The 24,667-nt window shown below is 71.0% G+C and carries 23 protein-coding genes; 13 read left to right on the top strand and 10 right to left on the bottom strand.

Annotation, left to right across the window (positions count from 1 at the left end; translation table 11 throughout):
- Positions 1–19: 19 nt before the first annotated feature.
- A complete protein-coding gene (locus JOF37_RS05305) occupies positions 20–1,243 on the top strand; it encodes a pyridoxal phosphate-dependent aminotransferase (protein WP_210005794.1) in 1,224 nt (407 codons plus the stop codon).
- An 18-nt stretch (positions 1,244–1,261) separates the two neighbouring features.
- Here the strand turns inward: JOF37_RS05305 and JOF37_RS05300 are convergent, their stop codons facing one another.
- Entirely contained in the window at positions 1,262–1,702 is a 441-nt protein-coding gene (locus JOF37_RS05300) for an Rv3235 family protein (RefSeq protein ID WP_210005792.1), read from the bottom strand.
- Positions 1,703–1,833: 131 nt separating this feature from the next.
- Here JOF37_RS05300 and JOF37_RS05295 point away from each other — a divergent pair, with 131 nt between their 5' ends.
- The gene (locus JOF37_RS05295) at positions 1,834–2,421 is read left to right on the top strand and encodes a hypothetical protein (RefSeq protein ID WP_210005790.1); all 588 of its coding nucleotides are present in this window, start codon (positions 1,834–1,836) and stop codon (positions 2,419–2,421) included.
- Between the two features lie 50 nt (positions 2,422–2,471).
- On the opposite strand, the gene JOF37_RS05290 is transcribed toward JOF37_RS05295, so the two are convergent.
- Positions 2,472–3,602 (bottom strand): lytic polysaccharide monooxygenase, encoded by a 1,131-nt coding sequence (locus JOF37_RS05290; RefSeq protein WP_210005789.1) that lies wholly within the window; start codon positions 3,600–3,602, stop codon positions 2,472–2,474.
- 104 nt (positions 3,603–3,706) lie between these two features.
- Positions 3,707–3,979, bottom strand: coding sequence for a helix-turn-helix domain-containing protein (locus tag JOF37_RS05285; protein WP_210005788.1), 273 nt, complete (start codon positions 3,977–3,979; stop codon positions 3,707–3,709).
- A gap of 99 nt (positions 3,980–4,078) precedes the next feature.
- On the opposite strand from JOF37_RS05285, the gene JOF37_RS05280 reads away from it, so the two are divergent.
- Genes JOF37_RS05280 through JOF37_RS05270 form a run of 3 tightly spaced genes read left to right on the top strand, consistent with a single transcriptional unit; the run spans position 4,079 to position 7,404 of the window.
- Positions 4,079–4,696, top strand: coding sequence for an SAF domain-containing protein (locus JOF37_RS05280; protein WP_210005787.1), 618 nt, complete (start codon positions 4,079–4,081; stop codon positions 4,694–4,696).
- Positions 4,696–5,901, top strand: coding sequence for a CpaE/TadZ family protein (locus tag JOF37_RS05275; RefSeq protein ID WP_210005786.1), 1,206 nt, complete (start codon positions 4,696–4,698; stop codon positions 5,899–5,901). Before JOF37_RS05280 ends, JOF37_RS05275 begins: the two co-directional genes overlap by 1 nt.
- 9 nt (positions 5,902–5,910) lie before the next feature.
- Positions 5,911–7,404: a sensor histidine kinase gene (locus tag JOF37_RS05270; RefSeq protein ID WP_210005784.1), complete on the top strand. Its 1,494-nt coding sequence runs from the start codon at positions 5,911–5,913 to the stop codon at positions 7,402–7,404.
- A 23-nt stretch (positions 7,405–7,427) separates the two neighbouring features.
- Here the strand turns inward: JOF37_RS05270 and JOF37_RS05265 are convergent, their stop codons facing one another.
- Entirely contained in the window at positions 7,428–7,676 is a 249-nt protein-coding gene (locus JOF37_RS05265) for a WhiB family transcriptional regulator (protein WP_023955350.1), read from the bottom strand.
- A gap of 227 nt (positions 7,677–7,903) precedes the next feature.
- Here JOF37_RS05265 and JOF37_RS05260 point away from each other — a divergent pair, with 227 nt between their 5' ends.
- Positions 7,904–8,290, top strand: a complete 387-nt coding sequence (locus JOF37_RS05260) for a histidine kinase (protein WP_210005782.1) — start codon at positions 7,904–7,906, stop codon at positions 8,288–8,290.
- 17 nt (positions 8,291–8,307) lie between these two features.
- On the opposite strand, the gene bcp is transcribed toward JOF37_RS05260, so the two are convergent.
- From bcp to aroA, 3 genes are read right to left on the bottom strand one after another with little or no spacing between them, the layout of a single operon-like run.
- A complete protein-coding gene (gene bcp / locus JOF37_RS05255; protein WP_210005779.1) occupies positions 8,308–8,775 on the bottom strand; it encodes a thioredoxin-dependent thiol peroxidase in 468 nt (155 codons plus the stop codon).
- Between the two features lie 37 nt (positions 8,776–8,812).
- The gene (rsgA, locus tag JOF37_RS05250) at positions 8,813–9,853 is read right to left on the bottom strand and encodes a ribosome small subunit-dependent GTPase A (RefSeq protein ID WP_210005771.1); all 1,041 of its coding nucleotides are present in this window, start codon (positions 9,851–9,853) and stop codon (positions 8,813–8,815) included.
- Positions 9,850–11,193, bottom strand: coding sequence for a 3-phosphoshikimate 1-carboxyvinyltransferase (gene aroA, locus JOF37_RS05245; protein ID WP_210005769.1), 1,344 nt, complete (start codon positions 11,191–11,193; stop codon positions 9,850–9,852). Before aroA ends, rsgA begins: the two co-directional genes overlap by 4 nt.
- A 49-nt stretch (positions 11,194–11,242) precedes the next feature.
- Between aroA and JOF37_RS05240 the strand changes: the two genes are divergently transcribed.
- Together JOF37_RS05240 and JOF37_RS05235 are read left to right on the top strand one after the other, a co-directional pair.
- Complete coding sequence (locus tag JOF37_RS05240; RefSeq protein ID WP_271174822.1) at positions 11,243–11,896, top strand: sigma-70 family RNA polymerase sigma factor; 654 nt, start codon at positions 11,243–11,245, stop codon at positions 11,894–11,896.
- Entirely contained in the window at positions 11,893–12,141 is a 249-nt protein-coding gene (locus JOF37_RS05235) for a zf-HC2 domain-containing protein (protein WP_210005767.1), read from the top strand. Before JOF37_RS05240 ends, JOF37_RS05235 begins: the two co-directional genes overlap by 4 nt.
- A gap of 103 nt (positions 12,142–12,244) precedes the next feature.
- Here the strand turns inward: JOF37_RS05235 and JOF37_RS05230 are convergent, their stop codons facing one another.
- The gene (locus JOF37_RS05230; protein WP_210005765.1) at positions 12,245–15,958 is read right to left on the bottom strand and encodes a multifunctional oxoglutarate decarboxylase/oxoglutarate dehydrogenase thiamine pyrophosphate-binding subunit/dihydrolipoyllysine-residue succinyltransferase subunit; all 3,714 of its coding nucleotides are present in this window, start codon (positions 15,956–15,958) and stop codon (positions 12,245–12,247) included.
- Positions 15,959–16,155: 197 nt separating this feature from the next.
- Here JOF37_RS05230 and guaB1 point away from each other — a divergent pair, with 197 nt between their 5' ends.
- Entirely contained in the window at positions 16,156–17,613 is a 1,458-nt protein-coding gene (gene guaB1, locus JOF37_RS05225) for a GMP reductase (protein ID WP_210005763.1), read from the top strand.
- A 104-nt stretch (positions 17,614–17,717) separates the two neighbouring features.
- On the opposite strand, the gene JOF37_RS05220 is transcribed toward guaB1, so the two are convergent.
- A complete protein-coding gene (locus tag JOF37_RS05220) occupies positions 17,718–18,671 on the bottom strand; it encodes a hypothetical protein (RefSeq protein ID WP_210005761.1) in 954 nt (317 codons plus the stop codon).
- Positions 18,672–18,982: 311 nt separating this feature from the next.
- On the opposite strand from JOF37_RS05220, the gene JOF37_RS05215 reads away from it, so the two are divergent.
- Both JOF37_RS05215 and JOF37_RS05210 read left to right on the top strand, forming a co-directional pair.
- Positions 18,983–20,350 carry a hemolysin family protein gene (locus JOF37_RS05215; protein ID WP_210005759.1) on the top strand — a complete coding sequence of 456 codons (1,368 nt, stop codon included), beginning with the start codon at positions 18,983–18,985 and terminating at the stop codon, positions 20,348–20,350.
- The gene (locus JOF37_RS05210) at positions 20,347–21,414 is read left to right on the top strand and encodes a hemolysin family protein (protein ID WP_210005757.1); all 1,068 of its coding nucleotides are present in this window, start codon (positions 20,347–20,349) and stop codon (positions 21,412–21,414) included. The genes JOF37_RS05215 and JOF37_RS05210 overlap by 4 nt, the downstream gene beginning before the upstream one ends.
- 61 nt (positions 21,415–21,475) lie before the next feature.
- Here the strand turns inward: JOF37_RS05210 and JOF37_RS05205 are convergent, their stop codons facing one another.
- A complete protein-coding gene (locus JOF37_RS05205; RefSeq protein WP_210005756.1) occupies positions 21,476–22,543 on the bottom strand; it encodes an NADH:flavin oxidoreductase/NADH oxidase in 1,068 nt (355 codons plus the stop codon).
- Positions 22,544–22,578: 35 nt separating this feature from the next.
- Between JOF37_RS05205 and JOF37_RS05200 the strand changes: the two genes are divergently transcribed.
- Positions 22,579–23,427 (top strand): ADP-dependent NAD(P)H-hydrate dehydratase, encoded by an 849-nt coding sequence (locus JOF37_RS05200; RefSeq protein WP_210005754.1) that lies wholly within the window; start codon positions 22,579–22,581, stop codon positions 23,425–23,427.
- A 31-nt stretch (positions 23,428–23,458) separates the two neighbouring features.
- On the top strand, positions 23,459–24,664 hold the full coding sequence (locus JOF37_RS05195; protein ID WP_210005752.1) for a glycosyltransferase 87 family protein: 1,206 nt from the start codon (positions 23,459–23,461) through the stop codon (positions 24,662–24,664).
- Positions 24,665–24,667: the final 3 nt, after the last annotated feature.

Below are 24,667 nucleotides of genomic sequence, written 5' to 3'. Positions count from 1 at the left end.
CCCCGGATATCCTGATCCGATGAAGCGTCGTACCCTCGATCAGTCATCCAAGCTCAAGGACGTCCTCTACGAGATCCGTGGCAGCGCCCTGGCCGAGGCCGACCGACTCGAGGCCGACGGTCACCGCGTTCTCAAGCTCAACACCGGCAACCCCGCCATCTTCGGATTCGAGGCGCCGTTCCAGATCGTTCGCGACATGATCGAGTCGGTGCCGCACGCGCACGGGTACAGCGACAGTCGCGGCATCCTGTCGGCGCGGCGCGCGGTCGTGTCGCGCTACGAAGAGGTTCCTGGCTTCCCGCACGTCGACCCGGATGACGTCTACCTCGGCAACGGCGTCTCCGAGCTCATCACGATGACGATGCAGGCGCTGCTCGACGAGGGCGACGAGGTGCTCATCCCCGCGCCGGACTACCCGCTGTGGACGGCCATGACGAGCCTCGGCGGCGGCAAGCCGGTGCACTACCTCTGCGACAGCGATCAGGGGTGGGAGCCCGATCTCGACGACATCCGGGCGAAGATCACCCCGCAGACCAAGGCGATCGTCGTCATCAACCCCAACAACCCCACGGGTGCGGTGTACAGCCGCGAGGTTCTGCAGGGCATCGTCGAGATCGCCCGCGAGCACTCGCTGCTGCTGCTCTCGGACGAGATCTACGACCGGATCCTCTACGACGGGGCGACCCACATCCCGCTGGCGACGCTCGCGCCCGACCTGCTGTGCCTGACCTTCAACGGCCTGTCGAAGACCTATCGCGTCGCGGGGTACCGGTCGGGCTGGCTCGTCATCACGGGGCCGAAGGCCCACGCGAAGGGGTTCCTCGAAGGCATCCAGCTGCTCGCGTCCACGCGTCTGTGCCCGAACGTCCCGGCCCAGTACGCCGTGCAGGCCGCACTGTCGGGTGTGCAGTCGATCGAGGGGCTCATCGCCCCGACCGGCCGGTTGCATGAGCAGCGGGATGCCGCATGGAAGGGCCTCGAGAGCATCCCGGGCGTCACGTGCCACAAGCCCGCGGGCGCGCTCTACGCCTTCCCGCGGCTCGATCCCGAGGTCTACGAGATCCACGACGACGGCAAGCTGGTCTACGACTTCCTCGTGGCGGAGCACGTGCTGCTGGTGCAGGGGACCGGGTTCAACTGGCCCGACCCGGACCACCTGCGCATCGTCACCCTGCCCGAGGCGCGCGTGCTGAGCGAGGCAATCGAGCGTCTCGGCAACTTCCTGGCCTCGTACAAGCAGTAGGCGGCGCGCCGGCCCGGCTCACAGCAGCGCGAGAGACGTCGCGCGCCAGCGTCCGTCGCGACCCTCGAGCCGGACGGCCACGGCGCGGGTGCGGGTGGGCATCGTGACGACGACGGCCGACTCGACGACACCGTCGGCGGGCTCGCACGTGCGTACCGAGACGATCGAGTACACCGGACGAGCCGGCGCCACCTGCCGGGCGCTCCGAGCGCGCGCCGACAGGTTCGCGCGGGTGACCAGCACCCGGTAGGCGTCCTCGCTGAGCCACCGGGCGAGCTGCTCGACCTCGCGCACGCCCGCCAGCACCTCGAGCACGCCGCGTGTCAGGTTGCGCACGAGCGGCTCCGGGTCGGGTAGATCGGCGGTGGCCGTCGGCTGCGGGGCGAAGTACTCGGCGATATCGAGCGACGAGGTGATGCGACGGAACCGGCGGTTGTCGCTGGCGGGGATCGACGTCATCGCGCGCTCCTCCTCTCGTCAGGTCTGTCGACGCCGATGAGTGAAGCACACTGCCGAATCTGGCCGGATGAGAATCCTCCAACCTGTGGACAGGTCCGGCGGCACCGGCGCCGGATCGATAGCCTCGCTGCGTGCGCTGGGAGCGGTTCTTCGAAGATCTGGAGCATCAGCTCGACTCGGAGTGGGAGGCCGAGCGCGCGGTCCTCGACAGCGAGGCCGAACGATTGCGGATGTCGCGGCTGACGCTCCGCGACCGCCTCGCCGTCCTCGCGGAGGAGTCCGACGAGGTCGCGATCGATCTGGCCGGACCCGCTGCAACGCTGCGCGGGCCACTCACCGGCGTGGGAGCCGACTGGTGCTCGCTCGAGCTCGGCGCGGATGCTCACGGCGCCCTCGTCCCGCTGCGGGCGATCACGGCCGTCGGCGCAGCCCGACCCGCCCTCACCCGCAGTACCCGCCCGGTGGGCGCCGCGGGCATCACCTGCCGGATGACCCTCGGATTCGTGCTGCGCGACGCCGCTCGGCGGCGCGGCGCCGTCCGCGTGCATACGGTCGCCGGCGGCGCTCACACCGGCACGATCGATCGCGCGGGAGCGGACCACTTCGACCTCGCGCTGCACGACGCCGACGTCCCGCGCCGAGACACGGCGGTGGCCGGCCTCCGCGTCATCCCGTTCAGCACCGTGACCTGGGTGCAGCTCGTCGGCATCGGCATCTGAGAGCGCGCGACCGCCCCGCCGCCGGAGTCGGACGGCGGGGCGGCAACGATCTATGCCTGCGGCCGCCACAGGGAGAGCGCGGTGATCCAGTTCGGGTCGCCCACCCCCTGGTGGCTCTGCTGGCACACGTACCGGACGCCGTTATGCCACACGACATCGCCGACGACGTACGCGCCCGTCGAGCTCCACGCCGCTGCCGCCGGGGCCGGCGACCGCGTCGTCACGGAGAAGACGGCGCTCGGTGCGGAGGTGTTCCCCGCGGCATCCGTCGCGCTCACGCGATAGTGATAGGCCGTCGCCGCGGCCAGGCTTGTGTCCTGATAGGTGGTTCCGGTTACGCGGGCGATTTCCGAGAAAGGTCCGTCACCGGTCGCGCGTTCGATCCGGTAGCCCGTCACCGCGGTGTCGTCGGTCGAGGGCGCCCACATGAGGTCCACGCTGTAGGCGGTGGTCGCCATGCTGTGGACGCCGATCGGTGCCGTCGGCGCCGCGGTGTCGGGTCCGGGCGCAAATGTCGGTGTCGGTGTCGGTGTCGGCGTTGGGGTGGGGGCGGGGCCCGTCGCGCCGGAGATGTCGACGTCGATCACGTTGTAGAACGCATTGGCGGTGTCGGCGATCTCCCAGACCGCGAGGATGACGTGGTAACCGGACCTGTCGTCGGGGATGTCGATCGTGTGAACCGGGCGCGTGCTCGCGGCGCTGCCGTCGTGGGGCACCACCTGCATCAGTTCGAAGTCGTCGCGGTCGAGCGGATCGTCGGGGTTCCATCCGCTCTTGGTGATGTAGTAGCGCCACTCCTGTGTCGGATGCGGCGCGGTGTAGGTCCACCCGAATGCGTGGGGCCCGGGGCTGACGACGTTCTTGGTCCAGCGGGTTCGGGTCTGCTCGTCCAGCTCGCCGAAGCGCGAGATGCCGGCCGAAGCGATGCGGCCGTCGGCCGGGCCGGTCGCCGGGAACCCTCCTTCTGCTTCCAGGCTCTGCGGTTCGTAGCGGATCGCGCCGAGGCCGGTGTTGGAGCTCAGGGCGGCGCGTGCGGTCAGGTCGCTCCCCGACCCTCCGACCCAGCCGTGGGCCTGCGCCGACACAGCGCCGCCGAGAATCAGCGCGGACGCGGTGACTGCGGCCGCCGCGCTCAGCCATCGTCTCGGCAGCGTCGACGTCGGGTGTTCTCGTGGGTTCATCGTGCCTCCTGGGGGATCGGCGCCGCGGGATGTCCGCGACACGTGCCAGTCTCGCGGGACGCGGTGGGCGTGCCAATCCGCCCGTTCGGAGGACACGAGGGCGCTCAGCGCTCGGGCGGACGCTGCCCCCACAGCTCCGGGAAGCTCGCGAGCTGCGACTCCTGCCACAGCGCCGATCGACGGGCATCCTCGACCTGCGCGGCGAGATAATCCTCGATGCTGGCCGCTTCGACCCGCCAGCGCGGCGGCGATCCGACGCGGGCGCCGCTGAGGCGACCTTCGACGACGAGGGCGACGACTTCGTCGACCTCGATCTGAAGCATCTCGGCGACCTGCGAGGGCGCGAGGAAGCGCGCGCGGTCGGAGGAGGCGGGCATGCGCCCATTATCGAGGCGTAGGAGCGCCACCGACAGGCCACTTGACAGCCTGTGGAGAACGCCTCCGTCGATGACGGGGACCCGGGCACCATGAGGGACATGACCTCAGCAGCCGTCGCACGTCCGCGGGCCTTCTGGGCCGACATCCGCTTCCTGCTCGGCGTCGTCCTCGTCATCGCCTCGATCGTCGGCGTCTGGCTCGTCGTCGACGCGGCTCGGCAGACCGTCCCGGTGCTGGCGGCGGCGCGGACGATCGTGCCCGGCGAAACGCTGCGGGCCGATGACCTGCGGGTGGTCGACGTCGCTCTGGGGTCGCAGGCCGGGGCGTATCTCGCCCCGGGCACGCTGGCACCCGGCGCAGTCGCGGCCCGGACGATCGGGGACGGCGAACTGGTGCCTCACGCATCCGTGGCGGATCCGGACGACCTCGCCGTGACCACGGTCGTGGTGTCCGTGACCCAGGGGCTGCCCGCGGCGCTCGCCGAGGGAGCGGCCGTCGAGGTGTGGCACGCCCCGCAGTCCGAGAGCGGGGTCTTTGACGAGCCGCGCGTGCTCGTCGGCGCGGCCACGGTGCGTGCCGTCCACGAGTCGGAAGGTGTCATGGCTACGGGGTCGGCCACCGTCGAGCTCGTCCTCGATCGGGACGACGTCGCCGCCGTGCTCGGGGCGATCGCGCGCGGCGACGCCATCTCGGTCGTTCCCACGGGTGCACTCTGATGCGCGTCGCCCTGGCTCTGCCGGATGCGCAGCGCGTCGCGCAGCGGCTGCGTTCCGCCGGCGTCGAGGTGGTGTTCGCCGCCGGCCCTCGCGCCGCGGCGCTGCTCGCAGCCGACGCCGCCGCGACGGGCCACGACATCGCGCGCGCCGACGTGCTCGTCGTCTCGGGCGACCGCGACAGCCTGACTTCCGACCTCGTGATGATGTGCGATCGCTCCGGAACGCGGATCGTCGCGCGGTGCCGCCGCGACCTCGATCGGCGGTTCGCCGAGTCGCTCGGCGTCGCAACGGTCGACGCAGACGCCGATCCCCTCGATGCCCTCCACGCCCTCCCGACGGCGGCCGCCCCGCACACGCGCGGCCGGTCGATCGTCGTTTGGGGGTCGCACGGCGCTCCTGGACGGACGACCGTGTCGATCGAGCTCGCGTTCGCGCTGGCCCGTGGTGGCCGCCGCGTGGGTCTCGCCGATGCCGACACCCACGCGCCGTCGGTGGCGCTGGCGCTCGGCATCCCCGACGAGGGCCCGGGACTGGCGGCGGCCTGCCGTCAGGCGGCGCGGAGCGCGCTGACCCCCGCGGAGCTCACTCGTATCGCGGTGCCGGTCGAAGACGTCGAGGTGCTCGTCGGCATCAACCGCCCGAGTCGGTGGCCGGAGCTGACCGCCGAGCGTGTCACGGGGGCCATCGAAGCGGCGCGCGACTGGGTCGATGACCTCGTCATCGACACCGCTGCCGCACTCGAGCGCGACGAAGAGATCGTCAGCGATCTCGACGGCCCGCGGCGCAACGCCGCCGGGCTCGCCGCGCTGGGGTCGGCCGACGTCGTCGTGGGTCTCGTGGCCGCCGACCCGGTAGGGGTATCGCGATTCGTGCGCGCCTACCCCGAGCTGCGGGCGGTCGCCGGCGCCGCGCCCATCCGAGTCCTGGCGACCAAGCTGCGCGGCGGGCCGCTCGGCATGGATGCCCGGGGGCAGGTGCGGCGCACCCTCGAGCGGTACACCGGAGCCGACCGGTGCTGGTTCCTGCCGTGGGATCCCCGGGCGACGGATGCCGCGCTGCTGGCGGCACGCCCGATCTCGCGGCGCGCTGCGAGAGGGCCGCTCGCGACGGCGATGCGCCGCTTCGTCGACGAGGCCCTGGTGCCGACGCCCGCGAGGCGTCGGCGGGAGCCGATGCGCACCGCGGCCACGGCATCCGCCCCCTAGTCTGGAAAGGTGTCGACCCTCAGCGATCTCGTCTATGCCCAGGGGCTGTCCTCGGACGCCGACGTGGAGTGGCTGCACCGTCTCGCGGGCGACGGTCAGTTGCTGGCCGACCTCGCCTTCGCCGACATCGTGATCTGGGTGCCGACCTCCGACGACTCGTTCATCGCCGTCGCGCACACCCGCCCCGGCGGCGCGGCCACGCTGTTCTACCGCGACATCGTCGGCGACCGCGTCCGGCCGCAGTGGCGCACGCAGGTCACCGACGCGTTCACGCAGGCCCGCATCGTCGACTCGGCGTCGCCGGACTGGTTCGAAGAGACGCCCACGCGCGTGCGCGCCGTGCCGATCGTCCGCGAGCGGGCGGGGGAGGACCGTCCGGCGCGCGTCGTCGGCGTGCTGACCCGTCACACGAACCTCGGTGAAGCGCGCACCCCCTCGCGTCAGCAGATCACGTTCAACGACTGCGCGGACGACCTGTTCGGCATGGTCGCCTCGTCGGACTTCCCCGACCTCAACGCTCCCACCGCACCGCGTCGCGGTGCTCCGCGCGCGTCGGACGGCCTCATCCGCCTGGATGTCGACGGCATGACCACCTTCGCGAGCCCCAACGCGCTCTCGGCGTTCAACCGGCTGGGGTTCGAGGACGAGCTCGAGGGCGAACCGCTGATTGACGTCGCCACGGCGATCCTGCCGAGCAAGCGCGAGTTCGACGAGTCGCTGCCGATCGTCATGGCGGGGCGCGCGCCGTGGCGGGCCGACATCGAGGCGCGCGGGGTGACGGTGTCACTGCGGACGATCCCGCTGCGCGACCACGGCACCCGCATCGGTGCGATCGTGCTGTGCCGCGATGTCAGCGAGATCCGGCACCAGGAGCAGGAGCTCATCACCAAGGACGCGACGATCCGCGAGATCCACCATCGTGTGAAGAACAATCTGCAGACGGTCGCCTCTCTGCTGCGCATCCAGGCGCGTCGCACGCACTCGGAAGAGGCGCGCGATGCGCTCACTCAGGCCATGCGTCGAGTGTCGGCGATCGCCGTCGTGCACGACACCCTGTCGGAGGGTCTCGCGCAGAACGTCGACTTCGACGAGGTCTTCGCCCGGGTGCTCAAGCTCGTCGCCGAGGTGGCGGCGGCTCCGAACACGCGGGCCCGCACGCGGTCGTCGGGTCAGTTCGGCACCCTGCCGAGCGAATACGCCACACCGCTGGCTCTCGCGCTGACCGAGCTCGTCACGAACGCCGTCGAGCACGGTCTCGCCGGCACCGAGGGTGATGTCGAGATCGTCGCCGACCGCACGGACGAGCGCCTCGAGGTGAAGGTGCGCGATTCGGGGATCGGGCTGCCGGAAGGTCAGGTGGGCCGTGGCCTCGGCACCCAGATCGTGCGCACCCTCATTCAGGGTGAACTCAGCGGCACGATCGACTGGCACACGCTGGTCGGCAGCGGCACCGAAGTGACGATCGAGATCCCGCTGCGGTACATCGAGCGGGATGCGGGCTGAGCCGGGATCGGCTCAGCCGCGAGTCACGAGGCGCGGCGAGCGCGGGCGGCGCGGCGCTTCAGCGCGCGGCGCTCGTCTTCGGACAGTCCGCCCCAGACGCCCGAGTCCTGGCCGGTCTCGAGGGCGTACTGCAGGCAGATCTCGGTGACGGTGCAGCGGGCGCAGACGGCCTTCGCCTTCTCGATCTGGTCGACGGCGGGGCCGGTGTTCCCGACGGGGAAGAAGAGTTCGGGGTCGACGGTCAGGCAGGCAGACTTGTCGCGCCAATCCATGTGGTGCTCCTTGAGGGGTGATGATTCTGTCGGGCCGGACTCGGGTCGTCCGGTACCCTGGATAAGTGTGCGAGCGCAAGCTCGCCCCACTTCGCTGTGGGAGCACACGGCTTGATCTATCGTCCCATAGCCCTGACAGATGAATCAAGGGTGAACTGTGGATTTGCTCGCGGGTCGGCCGTGATTATCAACCGCGACCCGTCGCCCCGATCAGAAAGCCGCACGTCATGGCGTCCTCCACCGTCGAACGATTCGCCGGCGCCGTGCTCGCCGCCGAAGCCCTCGCGCTCGTCGTCGTGCTCGGCTGGCAGGTCGTCGCCCTGCTCAGTGGCGACACGATCGATGTGCCGAGCTCGCTGGCCCTCATCGTGCTGACCGCGGTGGCCGTGGCCGCGCTCGCGGCGTTCGCAATCTCGGTGTGGCGCCGGGTGTCGTGGGGGCGATCGGGCGGCATCGTGGCTCAGCTGCTCATCCTCGCCGTCGCGCTCGGGGCGGCGACGGGCCAGTACGGCGACCCGGGCACCGCGGTGTTGATCGCGGTGCCGGGACTGGCGGGCTTCATCCTGCTGCTGGCCGCGACGCGTCGCGCCGCGGCCGAGCGCGACGACCGCTGAAACGCCGGCCCGGAAGCTCAGTCGAGGCCGAGAAGGGCGCGCACGCGGGCGACATGCCCCGTGGCCTTGACGTTGTACAGGGCGTGCTCGATGCGACCGTCCGCGTCGATGACGAAGGTCGAGCGGATGACGCCCTCGACCGTCTTGCCGTAGTTCATCTTCTCGCCCCAGGCGCCGTACGCGTCGTGGACCGCGTGATCGGGGTCGCTGAGCAGCGGGTAGGTGAGCCCCTCCTGCTCGCGGAAGCGCTGCAGCTTCGCCGCGTCGTCCCGTGAGACCCCCAGCACGTCGATGCCGGCGGCGCGCAGGCTCTCGACGCTGTCGCGGAAGTCGCAGGCCTCGCGGGTGCAACCGGGGGTCATGGCAGCGGGGTAGAAGAACAACACGACCCGCCGACCACGCAGCTGTGTGAGCGACACCGCGGCGCCGTCCTGGTCGTCGAGGGTGAAATCGGGAGCGAGGGCGCCGGGCTCGAGACGGGTCATGTCACCAGCCTACGGCCCGGGCCGACGGCATCCGGCGTCACGCGAAGGTGCTGAGCAGGCGCTGGAGGGAATCGAGGCGCGCCGCCCCGCGGTCGCCCAAGCGGCCGTCGGCCACCGCCTCGACGATGGCGCAATCGGGCGCATCGGGCAGGTGGGTGCACCCGCGCGGGCATTCCTCGGCGACGGCAGCGAGGTCGGTGAAGGCCGCGAGGATGTTCTCCGGCTTCACGTGTCCGAGGCCGAAGGAGCGCACACCCGGGGTGTCGATGACCCACCCGCGTCCCTCCGCGCCCAGGTAGCGCAGCGACACCGTCGAGCTCGACGTGTGGCGACCGCGCCCCGTGACCTCGTTGACGTGACCGGTGGCCCGCGCCGCGGTGGGTACGAGGGCGTTCACGAGCGTGGACTTGCCGACGCCGGAGTGGCCGACGAACACGCTCGCGTGCCCCACCAGCTTCGCGCCGAGGTCGTCGACGGGCATCCGGCCGCGTCCGCTCATCAGCACGTCGAGGTCGTCCACGCCCTCGAAGTGGGCGAGGAACTCCGCCGGGTCGGCGAGATCGGTCTTGGTCACCACGAGCAGCGGATGGATGCCGGCGTCGAGCGCGGCGATGAGATAGCGGTCGACCAGCCGGGGCCGGGGCTCGGGGTCGGCCGCCGCCACGACGATGACCATCTGGTCGGCGTTGGCGACGACGATGCGCTCGACCTGGTCGGTGTCGTCGGCACTGCGACGCAGCAGCGTCGTGCGCGGCTCGATCCCGACGATGCGGCCGAGGGTCCCCTCGCCGCCCGATACGTCGCCCACGACGCGTGCGCGGTCGCCGGTGACGATGGGCTGCCGGCGCAGCTCGCGGGCGCGAACGGCGAGCGTGGTGCGCTCGTCGGGACCGTCCTCGTCGATCAGGACGGTGTAGCGCCCGCGGTCGACGCCGAGCACGCGCGCGATGTGCGCGTCGGCGTGCGCGGGGCGGCGCTTCGTCCGGGGGCGGTTGGCCTTGGGATTGGGACGGGTCCGGAAGTCGGCCTCGTCGTACTGCTCGTCGAGCTCGTCGTCGGCTCCGTCGAGCCAGCTCACCCGGCGTCCCGCGCGTCGGCGCCGAGCATCTCGTCCCACAGGCGGGGGAACTCGGGCATCGTCTTCGCGGTCGTGCCGATGTCGTCGACCTCGACACCCGGGACGCGCAGACCGATGATCGCGCCGGCGGTGGCCATCCGGTGGTCGTGGTGCGCCCGCCAGAGGCCGCCGCGCAGGGGCACCGGGGTGATGCGGATGCCGTCCTCGAGCTCTTCGGCCTGGCCGCCGAGCGCGCGGAGGTTGCCGACGAGCGCCGCGATGCGGTCCGTCTCGTGGCCGCGGATGTGGCCGATGCCGTGCAGGGTGCTCGGAGCGTCGGCGAAGGCCGCCAGCGCGAACAGCGACGGGGTCAGCTCGCTCGCGGCGGTGAGGTCGAGGTCGACACCGCGGATCTCTCCGGTGCCGGTGACGGACAGTACGCCGCTGCGCCGCGTCACACGGGCGCCGATCTCGGTGAGGATGTCGGCGAGCAGGGCACCGGGTTGCGTGGAGTGGATGGGCCAGTGGGGGATCGAGACGCGCCCGCCGGTGAGCACAGCGGCCGCGAGGAACGGAGCGGCGTTGGACAGATCGGGCTCGATCGTCAGCTCTTTGCCGCGCAGCGGACCGGCCGGCACGAGCCATTCGCGCTCGCTCGGGCGCTCGACGTGCACGCCCCGGTGCGCGAGGGCCTCGACCGTCATATCGATGTGCGGCACGCTCGGCAGGCGCCGTCCCTCGTGCACCAGCCGCAGGCCCACGTCGAATCGCGGAGCGGCGAGGAGGAGCCCGGAGACGAACTGGCTCGAGGCGCTCGCGTCGATCGTGACCTCGCCACCGCGCACATGTCCGTGGCCGTGGACGAGGAAGGGCAGCATCCATCGTCCGCCGTCGTCGATGTCGACGCCGAGCTCGCGCAGGCTGCGGATCATCTCGCCCATCGGGCGGTGCAGAGCGCTTTCGTGGGCCGTCACGGTGACCTCACCGCGGACCAGGCCCGCGAGCGGAGTGACGAAACGCATGACGGTGCCGGCCTGGCCGCAGTCGACGACGGCGTCGGCGGCGTCGCCTGAGAGCGGGGTGACCACGAGGTCGGGGCCGAACGGGCCGTCGCCCGGGACGGCCTCGATCTGCGCCCCCAGAGCGCGGAGCGCGTCGATCATCCGTGCCGAGTCGTCCGAGTGCAGGGGAGCGACGAGCCGCGACGGGGACTCCGCGAGCGCGGACAGGACGAGCTCACGGTTGGTCAGAGACTTGGATCCGGGCACCGAGACCTCGGCGCGCACGGGACCGTCGGCCACCGGCGCACGCCACGTATCGCCGTCGGCGACGGAACCGGGGGAATACGCGGCGGGGTTCATCAGTTCCCACAGTATCGAACGCGTTCGCCGTCTGTGAGGAAAGGAGCCCATGATCGCCACGATCGAGCCCGTGATAGACCTGTGGGACGCCGACGTAGACTGGCCGCTGATGGAAGAGCAAGCGGTCACGGATCCGAGTGTCCAGTTCGAGGAGCAGGCGCTCCCGTTCATGGACCAGCTGTACGCGGCCGCCATGCGGATGACGCGCAACCCGGCCGATGCCGCCGACCTGGTCCAAGAGACCTTCGTCAAGGCGTTCGCCTCGTGGTCGTCCTTCACGCAGCGCACGAACCTCAAGGCCTGGCTGTACCGCATCCTCACCAATACGTACATCAACACGTATCGGAAGAAGCAGCGCGAGCCCTACCAGGGCACCATCGACGACCTCGAGGACTGGCAGCTGGGCGGGGCCGAGTCGACCACCGCCTCGAGCAGCCGGTCGGCCGAGGCCGAAGCGATCGACCACATGCCGGCATCCGCCGTGAAGGATGCGCTGCAGTCGATCCCCGAGGATTTCCGGCTGGCGGTGTACCTCGCCGACGTCGAGGGCTTCGCCTACCAGGAGATCGCCGACATCATGAAGACCCCGATCGGCACGGTCATGAGCCGTCTGCACCGCGGCAGGCGGCTGCTGCGTGACCTGCTGGCCGACTATGCGAAGGAGCGCGGCATCGAGATGCCCGCCACGAGGAGCAAGAAATGAGCGACTGCGGCTGCGACAAAGCACGACGCGACCTGGAAGAGTATCTGCGCAACGAGGTCTGCAAGACCGAGCACTCCGACATCCGTGAGCACCTGGAATCGTGCCCGGCCTGTCGTGACGAGGCTCTCGTATCGCGCACGCTGACCGAGGTCGTCGCCCGGGCGTGCCGTGAGACGGCGCCCGAAGAGCTGCGCGACCAGGTGCTCGCGCGACTGCGTGAGGCGCAGAGCGCCGCGCACGCCTGACACCCCGCCCCCGAGGGCACGGCTCGAAGAGTCAGCAGCCCCGCGGAGAACGGAAGAGGGCCGGATGGAATCCCATCCGGCCCTCTTCCGTTCGTCTGCGCCCTCAGAGAGTCAGCGCCTGCTCCATGAGCTTGGCCTGCTCTGCGGCGTGGACCTTCGGTGAACCGGTGGCCGTCGACGCGGCAGCCGACCGGGTGACGCCGCGAACGCCGCGGCCCCGCAGCTGCGCGGCGACCTCGAGGGCGATGAACGGCCACGCGCCCTGGTTCTCGGGCTCGTCCTGCACCCACACGAGCTCGGCGTTCGGGTAGCTCTCGATCACACGGTTGAGCTCCTCGACCGGCGCCGGGTAGAACTGCTCGAGCCGCACGAGGGCGATCTCGGGGTTCGGCTTCTTGTCGAGCTCGGCCTTGAGGTCCCAGTGGATCTTGCCCGAGTGCAGCAGCACGCGCTTGACGGCTGCCTTGTCGGCGACCGTGCGGTCGTCGAGGACGGGCTCGAAACGGCCGGTCTGGAAGTCCGCCACCGGGCTGGTCGCGCCGCGCAGACGCAGCATCGCCTTGGGCGTGAACACCACGAGCGGACGGCGCGGACGCGCGTACGCCTGACGCCGCAGCAGATGGAAGTACGACGCGGGCGTCGAGGGGCGCGCCACGGTCATGTTGTCCTGCGCGCACATCTGCAGGTAGCGCTCGATGCGAGCCGAGGAGTGGTCGGGGCCCTGACCCTCGTAGCCGTGGGGGAGCAGGAGCACGACGCCCGACTGCTGGGCCCACTTCTGCTCGGCCGACGAGATGAACTCGTCGATCACGGACTGCGCGCCGTTGGCGAAGTCGCCGAACTGCGCCTCCCACAGTACGAGGGAGTCGGCGCGTTCGACGGAGTAGCCGTACTCGAATGCCATCGCCGCGTACTCGCTGAGCAGCGAGTCGTACACGTAGAAACGGCCCTGGTTCTCCGACAGGTTCGCGAGCGGCAGCCACTCCTGGCCGTTCGCGCGGTCGTGAAGTACGGCGTGACGCTGCACGAACGTGCCGCGTCGGGCATCCTGGCCCGCCAGGCGGACGTTGGTGCCCTCCATCAGCAGCGACCCGAACGCGAACAGCTCACCCATCGCCCAGTCGATGTTGCCGTTGCGGCTCATGTCGTGGCGCTTGTCGAGCAGCTGCTTGAGCTTGCCGTGCACCGTGAACTGGTCGGGTGCGTTGACGAAGGCGTCGCCGATCTGGTGAATCACGTCTTCGCCCACGCCGGTCGTCTCGGGCGCACCGACGGCCTGGTCGATCGGGCCGGAGAGGCCGACCGGGCCCGACGCGCCGGTCTCGGCGGCGTGGGTCTCGGCGAACGCCACCTCGAGGCGGTCCTGGAAGTCGCGCTTGGCCTGCTCGTACTCTTCCTCGGTGATGTCACCGCGGCCGACGAGCGACTCGGTGTACAGGCGGCGCACCGAACGCTTCGCCTCGATGAGGTTGGTCATGAGCGGCTGCGTCATCGAGGGGTCATCGCCCTCGTTGTGGCCGCGGCGGCGGTAGCAGACGAGGTCGATGACGACGTCGCGCTTGAACTCCTGGCGGTAGCGGAACGCCAGCTGCGCGACATGGACGACGGCCTCGGGGTCGTCGCCGTTGACGTGGAAGATCGGCGCCTGGATGGTCTTCGCGACGTCGGTGGCGTAGACGGAGGAGCGGGCGTCGAGCGGGAGCGTCGTGAAGCCGACCTGGTTGTTGACCACGACGTGCACGGTGCCACCGGTGCGGTAGCCGCGCAGCTGCGACATCTGCAGCGTCTCGACGACGACGCCCTGCCCCGCGAACGCGGCATCGCCATGGACGAGGATCGGCAGCCAGGAGAACGACCCGATCGGCCCGCGGTCCTGCTTGGCCCGAACGATGCCCTCGAGCACGCCGTCGACGGTCTCGAGGTGCGACGGGTTCGCCGCGAGGTAGACCGGCAGCTCGTCGCCCTCGTCGCCGACGAAGGTCCCCTCGGTGCCGAGGTGGTACTTCACATCCCCCGAGCCGCTCTTCGAGCCGATCGCGACCGAGCCCTCGAACTCGCGGAAGACCTGGCCGTAGGTCTTGCCGGCGATGTTGGTCAGCACGTTCAGGCGGCCGCGGTGGGCCATGCCGATCGCAGCGCCCTCGAGACCGGTGCGCGCCGCGCCCTGGAGGACCTCGTCGAGCAGCGGGATGAGCGACTCGCCGCCTTCGAGGCTGAAGCGCTTCTGTCCGACGTACTTGGTCTGCAGGAAGGTCTCGAACGCCTCGGCCTGGTTGAGCTTGCCGAGGATGCGCAGCTGCTCGTCGTGCCCGGGCTTCTGGTACTTGACCTCGACGTTGTCCTGGAACCACTTGCGCTGCTCGGGGTCCTGGATGTGCATGTACTCGATGCCGATCGTGCGGCAGTACGAGTCGCGCAGGACGCCGAGGATCTCGCGCAGCTTCATGACGCGCTTGCTGCCGAAGCCGCCCGTGACGAACTCGCGGTCGAGGTCCCAGAACGTCAGGCCGTGCTGCTCGATCTCGAGGTCGGGGTGCGTGCGCTGGCGGTACTCGAGCGGGTCGATGTCGGCCATGAGGTGGCCGCGCACGCGGTACGAGTTGATGAGCTCCTGCACGCGGGCGGTCTTGTCGACGCGCTCGGCGAGGTCGACGTTGATGTCGGTCGACCACTGGATGGGCGCGTACGGGATGCGCAGCGCGGCGAAGATGTCGTCGTAGAAGCCGTTCTTGCCGATCAGCAGCTCGTGGACGGTCTTGAGGAACTCGCCCGAACCCGCACCCTGGATGACGCGGTGGTCGTACGTGCTCGTCAGCGTGATGGTCTTGCCGATGCCGAGGTTGACGAGCGTCTTCTCGCTCGAGCCCTGGAACTCCGCCGGGTAGTCGAGCGCGCCGGCGCCGATGATCGACCCCTGCCCCTTCATGAGACGGGGGACCGAGTGGACCGTGCCGATGCCGCCGGGGTTGGTCAGCGAGATCGTGGTGCCCTGGAAGTCGGCGGCGGTGAGCTTGTTCTTCCGCGCTCGCGACACGAGGTCTTCGTAGGCGGCGAGGTACTCGCCGAAGGTGAGCGACTCGGCGCGCTTGATGCTCGGGACCATGAGCGCGCGGGTGCCGTCGGGCTTGGGGAGGTCGATCGCGATGCCGAGGCCGACGTGGGCGTGCGCGATGACCGACGGCTTGCCGTCGACCTCGGCGTACGAGACGTTCTGGCTCGGGAAGGCCTTGAGCGCCTGGATGAGCGCCCAGCCGATGAGGTGGGTGAAGCTGATCTTGCCGCCGCGGGTGCGCGACATGTGGTTGTTGATGACGATCCGGTTGTCGATCATCAGCTTCGCGGGGATCGTGCGCACGCTGGTCGCGGTGGGAACCGTCAGCGAGTCGTCCATGTTCGCCGCGAGGGTCTTGGGCATGCCGCGCAGCGGCGTGACGACGTCTTCGCGCTGCTCGACCTCGGCCGCCGGGGCGGTGGGCGCCTGAGCGGGAACGGGCTGAGCCGCGGCGGGGCGTGCGGTCGTGCGGGCCACCGGCTGCGCGCCGACCGTGGGGATCGGGGCCGTCACGGGATGCTGGGGCGCCGGAGCCGGCGCGGGCTTGTCGGCGGCGGGTGCGGCGGCCGGCTGCGCGGGCTTCGCGGCGGCGGCATCCGTGCTCTCGCCGATGTGGGCGGCGTAGGCCTCGAGGGTGGGCCACCACTCCTTGTCCACCGAGTTCTTGTCTTCGCGGAACTGTTCGTACAGTTCAGCGACGAGCCATTCGTTCGCTCCGAACTCTCCGTCGTTCGAGGTTCCGATTCCGGTCGCCTGGCTGGACACGGCAGATCGCCTGCTTTCATCGGTGAAGATCAGTTTCCACGGCGGTGGTCAGTCGCCGCGCACAGTCTCCTAGGGTAGCCCAGATCATCGGCCCGGATGCCGCCTTGCGCGGCCGATGTGGGAGGGCGCGACGCCACCGCGAGGTTCTCCGGCCCCGCTCCGAGCGGGGCCCGCGGGGGCGGCGTAGCGTGAAGGGTATGCGTTTCTCCGGTGCCCAGCCCACGGTCGATCTGACGTACTCCGACGTCTTCCTCGTGCCCCGCCGATCGGCGATCACGAGCCGGCTCGACGTCGACCTGTCGCCGGGCGACGGCACCACCGCGACCATCCCGATCGTGTCGGCCAACATGAACTCGGTCACCGGGCCGCGGCTGGCGGCGACGCTCGCTCGGCGCGGCGGGCTGGGCGTGCTGCCGCAGGACATGCCGCTCCAGGATCTCGACGCGGCGATCCGCTGGGTCAAAGATCAGCCGGTCGCCTGGGACACGCCGATCGTCCTCTCTCCCGACGCGACGGTCGCCGAGGCATCCCGCATCCTCCCCGCGCTCGAGGGGCACGGCATCGTCGTCGCCGAGGCGGGCGCCGGGCCGCTGCGCTTCGACGACATCGTCGGGATCGTACCGGCCGGACGCCTCGCGACCGCCCTGCCCGACGCGCGGCTGGGCGACCTCGTACGAGATCGCGCCACCGCGATCGACGCCGATGACGTGCCCGACCCGCGGGCTGCGTTCGACCTCATCGACGCCGCCGGCGTGCCCGTCGTCGCCGTTCTGCACCAGGGCGCCCTCGTCGGAACGCTGTCACGACGCAGCGCGCTGCGCACCGCGATCTACCGGCCCGCGGTCGACGCCGACGGCCGGCTGATCGTCGCGGCAGCCATCGGCATCAACGGCGACGCCGCCGCGAAGGCCCGGGCGCTCGCGGCGGCCGGCGTCGACGTGCTCGTGGTCGACACCGCCCACGGACACCAGGAGGGGATGCTGCGCGCTCTGCGCGAGGTATCCGCGCTCGACCTCGGGCTGCCCATCGTCGCCGGCAACATCGTCACCGCGGACGGCGTCGCCGACCTCGTCGACGCGGGCGCCACGATCCTGAAGGTCGGCGTGGGCCCCGGCGCGATGTGCACGACCCGCATGATGACCGCTGTGGGGCGGCCGCAGTTCTCCGCCGTGCTCGAGACGGCGCAGGCAGCCGCCGAGCGAGGAGCGCACGTCTGGGCCGACGGCGGGGTGCGCTACCCGCGTGACGTCGCCCTGGCGTTGGCCGCCGGTGCGGCATCCGTCATGATCGGCTCGTGGTTCGCCGGGACGATCGAGTCTCCCGGCGAGGTGCAGGTCGACGATGAGGGCCGCGTGTTCAAGGAATCGTGGGGGATGGCGTCGACGAAGGCGGTCGTCGGCCGGTTCGGGCGCCTCGACGCCTACGAGCGGGCTCGCAAGGAACTGTTCGCCGAGGGCATCTCGTCGTCGCGCATCTACCTCGACCCGCTGCGTCCCGGGGTCGAGGACCTGCTCGACATGATCACCTCGGGAGTGCGGTCGTCGTTCACCTACGCGGGTGCCGCGAGCGTCGCCGAGTTCCACGACCGCGCGACGGTGGGCCTGCAGTCCGCCGCCGGCTACGAGGAAGGCAAGGCCCTCCCCGTCAGCTGGTAGCGGTCGGTCGGGTGTGGGACGCGGCGTCGGGCGCACTTCGGGGCATCGCGCGCTGTTTGAACTGCGCGCGATCGAGCGAACTGCGCGCGATAGCCGCGCGACCGTCAACGGCCGGGACGGGGTCGCACGGCGGGGAGGCCGTCGGCGCGCAGGATGTCGTACAGCAGGCGCGGATGCCGCAGGTGCGGCGTACGCCAGCGCGATAGCGCCCGCACCGACCGGCGCAGAGCGTCGCCGCGGTCCTTCTCGGCGATGAGCGCCTCTTCGGGCGTCCGGCCGCTGCGCAGCGCGGGGTCGAGGTACTTGCCGGTTCCGTCGAACTCGCCGATGTGCTCGTGCTCGGGCCACCAGAAGTCCGCGAATGCGGTGGCTCCGTCCGACAGCACGAAGCGCTGCTGCAGCGTCGGCGCGGGGAAGCCGAGCCGGTCGATGAGCACGCGACTCTCGGACTCCCGGACGCTGTCTGCGAGATCGGTGGCGAATGAGCTCACAGCGGCGACGCGCGCGTGCGAGCGTCCGGTGTAACGGGATGCCGCGTCATCCAGGTCGCCCCGTGCGCAGAGCGCGCCGCCGGAGCGTCGACGCCAGAGCGCCTGGTCGGCGGCGACGACGCCCGCCGTGAAGGGCAGGACCGACGCGAGGTCGACGGCGGTGCGGGCCGGGGATGTGACGAAGTGCTCGCCCCACGGGACGACTTCGTCGGCTTCCACGGGACGCCGGTGTCGACGGATGACTCCGGACGAGCCCCCAGTCGTGGCCGTCGTGACGTCGATCGTTCGCGGCCAGGAGCCGATCTGGTCGATCCCGAGCACCGCGGCCGCCGCGTGATGCGAGAAAACCGCGCCGGGCCGCAGACGAGCAGCCGCCTCCCAGACGCGCTGGGCATGAGCATCCCGCGGGTTCAGAGCGGCCCAGGCCTGGGAAGCGGCGTACGACCCGCGCGCGATCGGCGTCGCCGCACCCGATCGGCGGGCCCGATTCAGGTGCCCCCTGACGACCTCGTCCGCCTCGCGACTCCGCACGACGACATCCAGTGGTGGTCGGATCATCCACGTCATACGGGCAGCCTGGCCGCGATTCGAGGGCCACCGGCCCCGGCATCCGTCTCCGTGGACTTCCGCATCCCGTGGCCCTCGGGGGAGGAGCCGTCGCACCCCTCGCCCGTTCCGCGAACCGGCGCGCACGGGGCGCAGTTCTCGACGTTGCGCGCGGTATGAACTGCGCGCGATGCGCCGAAGTGCGCGCGAACCGGCGCCGGTCGGCCCGCGGGGGAGCGGTGGAGAGGGCGTAAGATCGACCGCACGATGGACGACCCTCCCAGTTGCCGACCCTCGCCCCGCCGACCCCGTGGAAACGGGGGTGACGCCTGATGGATTACGTCATGCTGGGCGTGGGGCTCCTGCTGACCGTCGGCACCGGTCTGTTCGTCGCGAGCGAGTTCGCGCTCGTCAATCTCGACCGCGCCGACCTCGAGGCCCGTCAGGCCGCGGGCGAATCACGGCTGTCGATGACGATCGCCGCGCTGCGCATCACCTCGACCCACCTCTCGAGCGCGCAGCTGGGCATCACGCTCACGACACTTCTGACCGGTTACACGATGGAGCCGGCGATCTCGAACCTGCTGGCGCCCGTCTTCGACGGGTGGGGCTGGGCCGAGACGGTGTCGCGCCCCGTCGCCGCCGTCGTCGGCGTCTCGATCGCGACAGTGTTCTCGATGATCCTCGGCGAGCTCGTGCCGAAGAACTTCGCCCTCGCGATTCCGCGTCAGACCGCGAAGCTCGTCATCCCCTTCCAGGCACTCTTCACCGCGGTGTTCCGGCCGGCGGTCACCGTCCTCAACGGCAGTGCCAACGGCGTGCTGCGGGCGATGGGCGTCGAGCCCAAGGAGGAGCTGTCGGGTGCGCGATCGGCGGAGGAGCTGTCGAGCCTCGTGCGTCGCTCGGCCAGCGCGGGCGTGCTCGAGAAGGACACGGCGTCGCTGCTCGACCGGTCGCTGACCTTCGCGCGCCTGACCACCGCCGACGTGATGACCCCGCGTCCGAGCCTGCACGCGGTCGCGGCCGGTGACAGCGTCGAGGACGTCGTCCAGCTCGCCCGTCGCACGGGCCACAGCCGGTTCCCGGTCTACGACGAGTCGATGGACGACATCACCGGCATCGTGCACGTCAAGCAGGCCGTGAGCGTGCCGCGCGAACGCCGCGCCGACGTGCCGGCCGCCGCCATCGCCGAAGAGCCGCTGCGCGTGCCCGAGGCCGTGCACCTCGACGCCGTCCTCGGAGAGCTGCGGGCCCGCGGCTACCAGATGGCGATCGTCGTCGACGAGTACGGCGGCACCGCCGGCGTCGTCACGCTCGAGGACCTGGTCGAGGAGATCGTCGGCGAAGTGCTCGACGAGCACGACCGCAGTCGCGCGGGCGTGCTGCGCGTCGCCGGCGACATCGTCTTCCCGGCCGAGCTGCGTCCCGACGAAGTGCTCGACCGAACCGGCATCCGGGTTCCCGAGGGCGACGTCTACGACACGGTCGGAGGGTTCATGATGAGCGTCCTCGAACGCATCCCGGTCGTCGGCGACACGGTCGAGGTCGAGGACGGCACGCTGACGGTGCAGCGCATGGACGGGCGTCGCGTCGACCGCGTCCGCTTCGAGCCCACGCCCCTGCCCGAGTCCGCCGAGGCCGATGCGGACGCGGGCGTCTCTTCGGGGACGGACCGTCGCGACGGAGGTGAGCGTCGATGAACGATTGGGCCGGACTGGCGTGGCTGGTCGTGCTGCTGGCGTTCAACGCCTTCTTCGTCGGCAGCGAGTTCGCGGTGATCTCAGCGCGCCGCTCGCAGATCGAGCCCCTGGCCGAGAAGGGCTCGCGCCCAGCCAAGACGGCGCTGTGGGCCATGGAGCACGCGACGCTCATGCTCGCCACGTGTCAGCTCGGCATCACGATCTGCTCGCTGGTCATCCTCAACGTCTCCGAGCCTGCGATCCACCACCTGCTCGCCGTGCCGCTGGGGCTGACGGGCTGGGGCGAGGCGGTCGTGGACATCGTCGCCTTCGTCGTCGCGCTCGTGATCGTGTCGTACCTGCACGTGGTCTTCGGCGAGATGGTGCCGAAGAACCTCGCCTTCTCGCTGCCCGATCGCGCCGTGCTGCTGCTGGCGACCCCGCTGAGGTGGGTGTCTCGGCTGTTCTACCCCGTGATCGTCGTGCTCAACTGGATCGCCAATCACGTCGTGCGGCTGTTCCGCGTCGAGCCGAAGGATGAGGCCACCTCGACCTACACGCTCGACGAGGTCGCCACGATCGTCGCGACCTCGCGCATCGAAGGCGTGCTCGACGACGCGTCGGGCACGGTGGCGGCGGTGGTGGAGTTCACCGACAAGAAGGCGAAGGACGTGGCGGTGCCGCTGGGCGACCTCGTCACGCTGCCCGAGACGGCGACCCCCGAGGATGTCGAGCGTGCCGTGGCCCGCCACGGGTTCTCGCGCTACGTCATCGTCGACGACACCGAGCAGCCCGTCGGCTACGTGCACCTGAAGGACGTGCTGCGCGAAGCCGAGGGTGACGACGACGCGGCGTCGCGTCCGATCAAGGCCAAGCGCATCCACCTCATGGTCCCCGTCGCCGAGACGACCGATCTCGAGGACGCGCTCGCGTTGATGCGCCGCTCGAGCCGCCACCTCGCGCAGGTGCGCGACGCCGAGGGGCGCACGACGGCGGTGCTGTTCCTCGAGGACATCATCGAGGAACTCATCGGCGAGGTGCACGACGCGACGCGCCGCGGACCGCACGGTCGCCCCGGGCGCTGAGACCCGCAATGCCGGACGCCCCGCCCCCGAGGGGACAGGGCGTCCGGCATTCGCGATGGGATCAGCGTCGGCGTGCGCGCACGTACTGCGGCGGCCAGATCGACGCGTCCTCGCCGAGCTCGACGGCGGCGCGGAGTCCGAAGTGCGGATCGCGCAGCCATTCCCGGCCGGCCATGATCGCGTCGGCGTGCGCGGCGGCGAGGATCTCCTCGGCCTGCGTGCCGGTCGTGATCTCGCCTACGGCGCTGACGGGGACGCCCGTGGTGTCGCGCACCTCTCGGGCGAACGGCACCTGGTAGCCCGGACCGGTCGTGATGCTCTGGTGCGCGACGTTGCCGCCGCTGGAGATGTCGACGAGGTCGACGCCGCGCTCGGCGACCCACGCCGTGACGGTCGCGGTGTCGGCGACATCCCATCCGCCCTCGGCCCAGTCGGTGGCCGAGAAGCGCACGAACAGAGGCGCCTCGGGGGCGACGGCGCGAACCGCGTCGACGATGCGCAGCAGCACGCGCGCACGGTTCTCGAGCGATCCACCGTACTCGTCGGTGCGAAGGTTCGACAGCGGCGAGAGGAACTCGTGCAGCAGGTAGCCATGCGCGGCGTGGATCTCGAGCACCTCGAAGCCCGCGTCGAGCGACCGCTCGGCCGCTGCGGCGAAGGCCGCCACGAGCTCGTCGATCTGGGCGAGGTCGAGCGCCGCGGGGCGCGCGTACCCGTCGTAGGCCTCGGCGGAGGGGGCGAGGGCCTGCCAGCCGCCGTCGCTGGCGGGAACGGTGCCGCTTTCGGGCGCCAACGGCGACCAGGTCGAGGCCTTGCGTCCCGCGTGCGCCAGCTGGATCGCCGGCACCGCGCCGCGGTTGCGGATCGAGGCGACGATCGGCTTCCAGGCGTCGCGCTGCTCGTCGTTCCAGATGCCGGTGTCGTCGGGGGTGATCCGCCCCTCGGGCACGACCGCGGTGGCCTCGGCCATGACGAGACCGGCGCCTCCGGAGGCGAACTGGGCGAGGTGCACGTGGTGCCAGTCGTTGGGCATGCCGTCCACCGCCGAGTACTGGCACATGGGGGCGACCCACAGGCGGTTGGGCACCTCGACGGCGCGGATGGTCAGGGGGCTGAACAGCTGGCTCACGCCGGGCTCCTTATCGGCGCCGATAGGGTGGCGCCATGGTCGAGATCCACGAGTGGGATGCGGGCGACACGGCCGCGCTCCTGCGGGAGCCAACTGCCGAGGACCACAAGTATTCCCGGGGAGTGCTCGGTGTGCGCACCGGCTCGCAGGAATATCCCGGAGCCGCCGTCCTCGGCGTCGAGGCGGCGTGGCGCACCGGAATCGGCATGGTGCGCTACCTCGGCCCCGACCGCGCGGCCGACCTCGTGCTGCAACGGCGGCCCGAGACGGTGACGATGCCGGGCCGCGTGCAGGCCTGGCTGATCGGATCCGGGACGGATGCCGCCACCCGGCCGCCCGCCGAGACGGCGCGCCTGCAGGAGCTGATGCGCGGCGACATCCCCGTCGTCGTCGACGCCGGCGCGCTCGACCTCGTCGCGCACGCGACGGCCCCGATCGTCGTGACCCCGCACCAGAGCGAGCACGCCCGGCTGCGCGAACTGCTGGGGCTGCCCGAGCGCGCCGCGACGACCCTCGACGAGCGGGCGGATGCCGCGCGCGACACGGCACGCTCGAGCGGGGCCGCCGTGCTGCTCAAAGGTGCCGAGACGATCGTGGCCGCGCCGGACGGCTGGACCACGGTGGTGCGGGCCGGCACCGGATGGCTGGCCACGGCGGGTACGGGGGATGTGCTCGGCGGCATCCTCGGTGCGATCGTCGCTGCGCGCGCAGCCGACCACGACGTGGATGCCGCCGCGCTCGCGCCGCTCGCCGCGGCCGCCGCCTTCGTCCACGGCCACGCCGGCCGCGCCGCGGGCACCGGCCCCCGCACGGCGCTCGATGTGGCCGACGCCGTACCGGGTGTCGTCGCGGCGCTGCTGACCGGAGATGCTCCCGCACTCTGAGTCCGCGCAGGCCCGGTCGTAGGATGTGACGGTGTCGAGACGGGGAACGCTGTGGATCGCGTTCGCGCTCGTGCATCTGCTCGTGTCGGTGCTCGGGTTCGTCCTGCCGAATCAGCCGATGGGCGACGTCTACCTCGTCTACGAACCGTGGTCGCGGGCCGCGCTGACGGGCGGTGACATCGTCGGCATCGACCAGGACTGGGTGTATCCGCAGCTGGCCCTCGTGCCGATGGTGCTCGCTCACGGCTTCGCCTGGATCGCGGGATACATCGTCGGATGGGCGGTGCTCGTTGCTGTCGTGGACGCCGTCGCCTTCGCCGTGCTCATCGGTGATGCCCGCTCGCGCGGGCGGGTCACTGCGGCATGGTTCTGGCTCGCCGCCATCCTCCTGCTCGGCCCGGTCGGGCTGTACCGCCTCGACGCGATCACCGTCGCGCTCGCCGTGCTGGGCTGCGTGTGGCTGCGCGGCCGGCCCGGGCTCGCCGGCATCGTGCTCGCCGTCGCGACGTGGATCAAGGTCTGGCCTGCCGCGCTCATCGGTGCCGCCGTCATCGTGCTGCGTCGCCGGGGCGCCCTCATCGTGTCGGGGCTCGTCGTCTCGGCGGTGACCGTCGCGGTCGTCGTCGCGGCCGGCGGTGCCGCCCACGCCCTCGGCTTCGTCGGCGATCAGACCTCGCGCGGCCTTCAGGTCGAGGCGCCGGTGAGCACGTTCTACGTGTGGGGCACGATGCTCGGTGTCCCCGGCTTTTCCGTCTACTACGCCAGCGACATCCTGACCTTCCAGGTCACGGGCACCGACATCGACCCGGTCATCGCGGTCATGACGCCCGTGCTCATCGCGGGCGTCGCCGGCGTCGCCGCGCTCGCCGCCGTGCAGACGTGGCGCGGCGCTGCGGTGCGGCACGTGCTGCCGACGGCGGCGATGGCGCTCGTCGTGACGTTCGTCGCCCTGAACAAGGTCGGGTCGCCGCAATACCTCTGCTGGCTGGTGCCGCCGGTGGTGCTCGGCCTGCTGCTCGACCGCCGGGCCTGGGCTCGTCCGGCCGTCGCCGTCCTCGTGCTCAGCGCGCTGACCCAGCTCATCTACCCCGTGCTGTATAACGACGTCCTGACCGCCCAGCCGGTCGGCGTCGCGGTGCTGACGATCCGCAACGTTCTGCTCGTCGCGCTGGGGGTGTGGATGGTCGTGCGCCTCGCGCGCGTGCCCCTGCGTCAGCCGGCATCCGTTCCCGCCTGAATC

The sequence above is a fragment of the Microbacterium imperiale genome, from assembly GCF_017876655.1.
Taxonomy (GTDB): domain Bacteria; phylum Actinomycetota; class Actinomycetes; order Actinomycetales; family Microbacteriaceae; genus Microbacterium; species Microbacterium imperiale.
This window is presented reverse-complemented; position numbering and strand designations above follow the sequence as displayed.